Here is a 5,622-nt window from a genome sequence, read left to right on the forward strand (position 1 = left end):
GGGTCCACCAGGATCCCCGCCGCCTGGTGCGGGGTCGTGGGCTACAAACCCACCACGGGCCTGCTCCCCGCGCGCGACCGCGCCGGGCTGACCGTCGGCGGTCCGATCACACGGCGGGTGGGCGACGTCGACCTGTACCGCCGGGTGGTGCTGGGCTCCGGCGCCGAGGCGCTACCCGCCCGGCCGCGGGTGGCGTGGTCTCCCACCCTGGGCTTCAACCGGCCGGACCCGGCGGTGCTCGCGGTCGCCGAACGCTCCCTCCGCGCCTGGGCGTCCGCCTCCGGGGTGGACCTGCGTGAGCCCGCGCTGGAGCTCACCGACCCGGCCGCGAGCTGGACCGCGCGCCGGGAGCACGGCGACGGGGACGCCCACCGCGACGCGGACCGGCGCAACCGGGCCGCGCTGGACGACCTCTTCGGCTCCGTCGACCTGCTGGCCACCCCGACCACGCCGAACCGGCCCCACCCCCACGAGGGGCCGGGCGACGAGCTGAGCGTGGGGTTCACCTGGCTGTTCAACCTCACCGGCCACCCGGCGGTGAGCGTTCCGGCCGGGTTCACCCCCGAGGGCCTGCCGGTGGGGCTGCACCTGGTGGCGGCCCCGCACCGCGACGGCGTGCTCCTCGCCGCCGCCACCGACCACGAGCGCCTCCGGGACGGCGAGGCCGTCCCGGAGGGCCCCCTCTCGGGGTGCGTGACCAGGCCCCACCAGAGATCCACGACCCGCCTCCCGGGGTGGCGGTCGTCGACCACCCCGGCCCCCGACACCCAGGAGTGAGCCACCGTGCCGTACCCAGAAGACGATGACCGCTCCGTGGACGGACCGCGCGACGCGCGGAAGGACCTCGTCGCCCGCGGCGAGCGGACGCCCCCGGACAGCGCACCGGGGATTCCCGCCGGGCGGACGCGTGCGGGCGGACCGTGGTCGGAGAGTGAACAGGCGGCCCCGTTGGTCCTGGACACCGACATCGGCGGTGACCCCGACGACGCGATCGCCGTGGCGGCCGCGGCCCGGACCGTTCCCGGGTTGGCCCTGGTCCTGACCAACGACGAGACGGGCGGCGACACCGCCTACGGCCAGCGGGCCCGCCTGGCCCGTCACCTGCTGGACCTCCTGGGACGCGACGACGTCCCCGTCGTCGCCGGACACGGCGTCGGCGGCACACGCTACTTCTGCGAGGGTCCCCTCGTCCCCTCCGAGGTGCCCGAGCAGCCGCGCGACGTGGTGTCCGCGGTCCGCGGCCTCCTGGAGCGCTCCGGGGGGACCGTGCGATGGGTGGGTATGGGTTCCCTCAGCAATCTGGCCCGTGTCCTCAAGGAGGTCCCCGAGGCGCGGGAACGCCTCCGGGTGACCCAGATGGGCGGCGCCCTGAACTACCGGGACCCGTCCCGCGCGGAGCACAACTTCCGCATGGACACCGACGCGGCCCACGCGGTGTTCGAGGAGCTCGCGCGCGGGAGGCTCACGGACTTCCAGTTGGTCACCTCCGACGTCACCTTCCGCCCGGAGATCGAGGTGACGCGCGACAGCGCCCTCTACGGTCTGTTCGCCGACGGAGACGGCGGCTGGCGGGGGCTGCTGCGCCACCACCTCGACCTGTGGTTCGAGGCGTTCCACCCCGGCAGCATCCAGCACGACGCCCTGGCCCTCACGACCGCGCTGCGCATGCCCCACGTCAGTCTCAGCCTGAGACGCGTCGCGCTCGACGATCTGGGGCGCATGTCGCGGAGCGAGCGAGGCGCCGAGGTGTGGCTGAGCTCCTCGGCCAGGTACGCGCCCTTCCTCCGGTGGTTGGAGGGCGCGCTCTCCCGCACGGAAGCCGAAACGCCTCCCGGGCCCGCCCGCCCCGGGGAGAACCGGAGCGGGTGGGGATCCGGGGTCGGCCCCCGGTAGACGGCGGCTTTCCACGGCGCGGCACCCGGCGGGTGCCGCCCGCAGTCGTCGCTGGCTCAGACTCCGGTCAGTTCGCCATGCCGCCGCGCGCCTGGGCGCGGGCGTGGACGGGGGTACGGGTGCCGGTGCCGGTCACGGGGATCCCCGAGCCGGTCGAGGTAGAGGCGGATGGCGGCGGTCAGGTCACCCATGTCGTCGGCCTGTTCCGGGACGGGCGGGGCTGGGGAGGCGGCCAGCAGGTCACCGACCGGAACCCTCGGGTGCGGGGGCATGTAGGGGCGGACCAGGGCGCCCGCGTCCCGGTCGGGCTCGGAACGAGGGGCGGAGACTTCGGTTCGGGGCCGTGCGTGGGGCGTTCGCGTGCGGTCGTCGCGCTCCCGGCGCGGGGCGCGCGGTGCGGGATGCCGGTTGGCTGACGTCGGCGCGGGCGTGGGCGGCAGTTCCGGGCGCCGGGGCGGCGGCGTGATCGCGGCCCTCTCGCGCCTGGGGTGTTGGGGGACGAACACGTGGGCCAACGCGATGGCCAGGATGGTGGCGGTCAGGGCCCACACGCGCCCGGCCAGACTCTGGCGGGGCCTGCGGTGTCGGCCGATAGGGTGTTCCACGGTCTTCCTCCTGGTTGCCTCAGGTGGTGGATCGAGCCCCGGCCCGGTGTTCGCGCACCGGTCGGGGCGCCTTGTTTTCTGTTGTGCTCGGGCGGGTGTCATTGGCCCGGTGGGGCTGCGCTTCCCGCCTGTGTTGTTTCAGGCCTCGACGGTGTCGAGGACTGGCGCGTAGGGGTCGATGTGCGCCCACACCGTCAACGGCCCTCCGGGTTCGCCCCGCCAGCCCCACTCCACACTCAGGCGGTCGACCAGGTGCAGGCCCCGGCCGCAGGTCGCCAGCGGGTCGTCCTCGGGTGACAGTCGCGGGAGGCAGGAGGTCTGCCCCGGGCGCGGCCCGTCGTCGGTGACCGCCAGGCTCAGAACGTGGTCGGACAGGTGCCACATCTGGATCTTGACGCGGCCGTCCCTGCCGCCGGACGCGGTGTGCAGCCAGGCGTTGGTCACCAGTTCGCTGGCCACGAGCAGGAGCGGGAAGGTCCGGTAGGCGGGAACACGCGCACCCCTCTGGCACCAGCTACGAACCTGCGCCACCTGCTCGGGCTGGGAACCGAAGAACGCCGTGCGCACGCCGGTTCCCGCCTTCCCGCGACGCGGCAGCCCGCTGCCCTCGTCGCGCCAGCTCTGCTCTACGGTCCGCCTCGGTCGCGGTACGCCAAAGCCATCCATCGTGCTCCTCCAAGTGCCAGAAGTGAACCGAGTCGCGCGCGAGGTGGCCTGGGCACACACCCGCTCGGCGCTGGAACCCAACCTGATCGGCTGGATCCTTCACCAGGATGGACCGCCAGATCTAAAACTGCAATAGTTCAGAAAGAAGTAGTCCAGTATGTACGATTGCACTAGTGAATGATGCAATGTGATACGGTTCACGTGGAACCAGGAGGTGCAGCATGGCCGCACGCCCGAGCCCGACCGCGCGCCAACGACGCCTGATGGCGGAGCTGTCCAGGCTTCGAAGCGGGTCAGGACTCTCCCGTGCCGAAGTCGCCGAACGCATCGGCATCACCGACAGCACCCTGTGGAGATACGAGACGGGCATGACCAGGCCAAAGCCAGGGGACGTGGCCATTCTGCTCGATGTGTACGGGGTGCATGGGGCGGAACGCGAAGAACTCGTCGAGATGGCGAAGCACGCCCGCAAACGCGGCTGGTGGCATCGCCATCGACAGGCCCTCAAACCCGGGTTCGACAGCTATATCGGCTTGGAGGCCGCCGCCTCCGTCGTCCGCACCTTCCAAACCATCGTGGTCCCGGGGATCCTCCAGACCGAGGCCTACGCCCGTGCGGTGACCGAGCAGACCGCCATCACTTCCGCACCTGACCTGATTGACGAGAAGGTCCTGGTGCGCATGTCCCGCCAAGAACTCATCACCCGCACCGACGAGCCACTTCACGTGGTCGCCGTGCTGGATGAGGCGGTACTTCGGCGTCAGGTCGGCGGCCCCGAGACCATGCAAGAGCAACTCTGGCACCTCGTGGAACTCGCCGACCGGCCGAACGTGACCATCCGCGTCGTACCGTTCCCACACGGAGCCCATGCCGGGATGGACGGGCCGTTCTATCTCCTGGAGTTCCCCGAGCAGGCCGACCCGGACCTGGTCTACCTCGAACAGGCCGGTAGCGGGCTGGTTCCGGAGAATCCCGAAGAGGTGCGCCGGTATACCCTGATGTTCGGGAGCCTGCTGGGCAAGGCACTCAAACCCGATGAGTCGATCCTCTTCATGCGTGGGCTCCTGAACGACGAACAGTAGGCCCACCTCGGAGAAGAGGAGGCACGGGAATGACCGCGCCACACCACCACACCTGGCACAAGAGCAGCTACAGCACCAACGGTGGCGAGTGCGTGGAGGTCGCGGAGGGAAAGAGCGTCCTGGTGCGCGACACCCAGAACCGCGAACTCGGTCACCTCACCTTCACCACCCCCGAGTGGACCAGCCTCCTCAACACCCTCAAAACGCGCCAGCCGTAGCCGTGCTGGGTACTCCGGACAGTGCCGGGGTACCCCGCGCGTCACTCGCTCACCGGGCCGCGTTCACCGTTCACCGATGTGCGGCCAGCACCGCCGCGAGGCCCTCTCGCAGGTCCCTGACGAAGTACCCGGGAACCTCCAGCGACGGGAAGTGGCCCCCCTTCTCGGGCTCCCTCCACCGGACGATCTGCCGGTACCGCTCCTGCGACCAGGGGCGCGGATACTTCTCGATGTCGCGGGGATACGTGGTGATCGCCGACGGAACATCGACCCGGAGCTCGGGATCGAGCGAGTCGTGGCTCTCGTAGTAGATCCGGGCCGACGACGCGCCGCTCCGCGTCAGCCAGTACAGGGTGACGTTGTCGAGGACCCTGTCCCTGGAGATCGTCTCGAACGGGCTGTCCTCGGTGTCCGACCACTCGGCGAACTTGTCGAGGATCCAGGCGAGCAGTCCGACCGGTGAGTCGACGAGCGAGTACCCGATGGTCTGCGGCCGGGTCGCCTGCTGCTTCGCGTACGCCGCGCGGTGGCGCCAGAAATCGCGGGTCTCCTCGGTCCACCCGCGCTCGACCGCCGTCAGCCCGTCCGTCGACAACCCGGGCGGCGCCTCCGCGAACGTCGTGTGGATGCCGAGGACGCGCTCCGGGAACCTGCCGCCGAGAACCGTGGTGATGTTGCCTCCCCAGTCCCCGCCGTGGGCCAGGAACCCGCCGTAGCCGAGCCTTCCCATCAGCTCCACCCACGCGGCCGCGATCCTCTCCGTTCCCCACCCGGTGGCGACCGGCTTGTCGCTGTAACCGAAGCCCGGCAGCGACGGGGCCACGACGTGGAACGCCGGCGCGTCCGCGTCCTCCGGATCCGCCAGCTCGTCCACCACGTCGACGAACTCGGCGACGCTGCCCGGCCAGCCGTGCGTCAGGACGAGGGGAGTGGCGTCCGCGCGCGGGGACCGGCGGTGCAGGAAGTGGATTCCCAGACCGTCGATGGTCGCGCGGAACTGGCCGATGCGGTTGAGGCGCTCCTCGAACGACCGCCAGTCGTACCCGGTGCGCCAGTGGTCCACGACGTCGACGAGGTCGGCGAGGGGAACACCCTGGTCCCACCGTCGGGGACCGGGCTCGGCGCGACGGACCGTCTCGGCCTCCGGCAGCCGCGCCG

7 protein-coding genes are annotated in these 5,622 nt (G+C 71.3%); 4 read left to right on the top strand and 3 right to left on the bottom strand.

Going from position 1 to position 5,622, the window contains the following annotated elements; genetic code table 11:
• Both D455_RS29060 and D455_RS29065 read left to right on the top strand, forming a co-directional pair.
• A partial coding sequence (locus D455_RS29060) for an amidase family protein (protein WP_017569393.1) occupies positions 1-777 on the top strand: 777 nt, incomplete at its 5' end.
• A gap of 6 nt (positions 778-783) precedes the next feature.
• A complete protein-coding gene (locus tag D455_RS29065; protein ID WP_083922122.1) occupies positions 784-1,893 on the top strand; it encodes a nucleoside hydrolase in 1,110 nt (369 codons plus the stop codon).
• A 56-nt stretch (positions 1,894-1,949) separates the two neighbouring features.
• Here the strand turns inward: D455_RS29065 and D455_RS29070 are convergent, their stop codons facing one another.
• Positions 1,950-2,498 (bottom strand): hypothetical protein, encoded by a 549-nt coding sequence (locus D455_RS29070; protein ID WP_017569395.1) that lies wholly within the window; start codon positions 2,496-2,498, stop codon positions 1,950-1,952.
• A 138-nt stretch (positions 2,499-2,636) separates the two neighbouring features.
• Positions 2,637-3,065, bottom strand: coding sequence for an ATP-binding protein (locus D455_RS0103565; protein ID WP_017569396.1), 429 nt, complete (start codon positions 3,063-3,065; stop codon positions 2,637-2,639).
• A gap of 320 nt (positions 3,066-3,385) precedes the next feature.
• Here D455_RS0103565 and D455_RS29075 point away from each other — a divergent pair, with 320 nt between their 5' ends.
• Entirely contained in the window at positions 3,386-4,246 is an 861-nt protein-coding gene (locus D455_RS29075) for a helix-turn-helix domain-containing protein (RefSeq protein WP_040684378.1), read from the top strand.
• 29 nt (positions 4,247-4,275) lie between these two features.
• Positions 4,276-4,464 (top strand): DUF397 domain-containing protein, encoded by a 189-nt coding sequence (locus D455_RS0103575; RefSeq protein WP_017569398.1) that lies wholly within the window; start codon positions 4,276-4,278, stop codon positions 4,462-4,464.
• Positions 4,465-4,534: 70 nt separating this feature from the next.
• Here the strand turns inward: D455_RS0103575 and D455_RS0103580 are convergent.
• The coding region (locus D455_RS0103580; protein ID WP_017569399.1) for an epoxide hydrolase family protein at positions 4,535-5,622 on the bottom strand (1,088 nt) is incomplete at its 5' end.

The sequence above is a fragment of the Nocardiopsis halotolerans DSM 44410 genome, from assembly GCF_000341065.1.
In the GTDB taxonomy this organism is placed as follows: domain Bacteria; phylum Actinomycetota; class Actinomycetes; order Streptosporangiales; family Streptosporangiaceae; genus Nocardiopsis; species Nocardiopsis halotolerans.

Excerpts from the sequence above, each read along its gene's own strand:
- D455_RS29075 (WP_040684378.1), top strand. The coding sequence starts at position 3,386 with ATGGCCGCACGCCCGAGCCCGACCGCGCGCCAACGACGCCTGATGGCG.
- D455_RS0103575 (WP_017569398.1), top strand. The coding sequence starts at position 4,276 with ATGACCGCGCCACACCACCACACCTGGCACAAGAGCAGCTACAGCACC.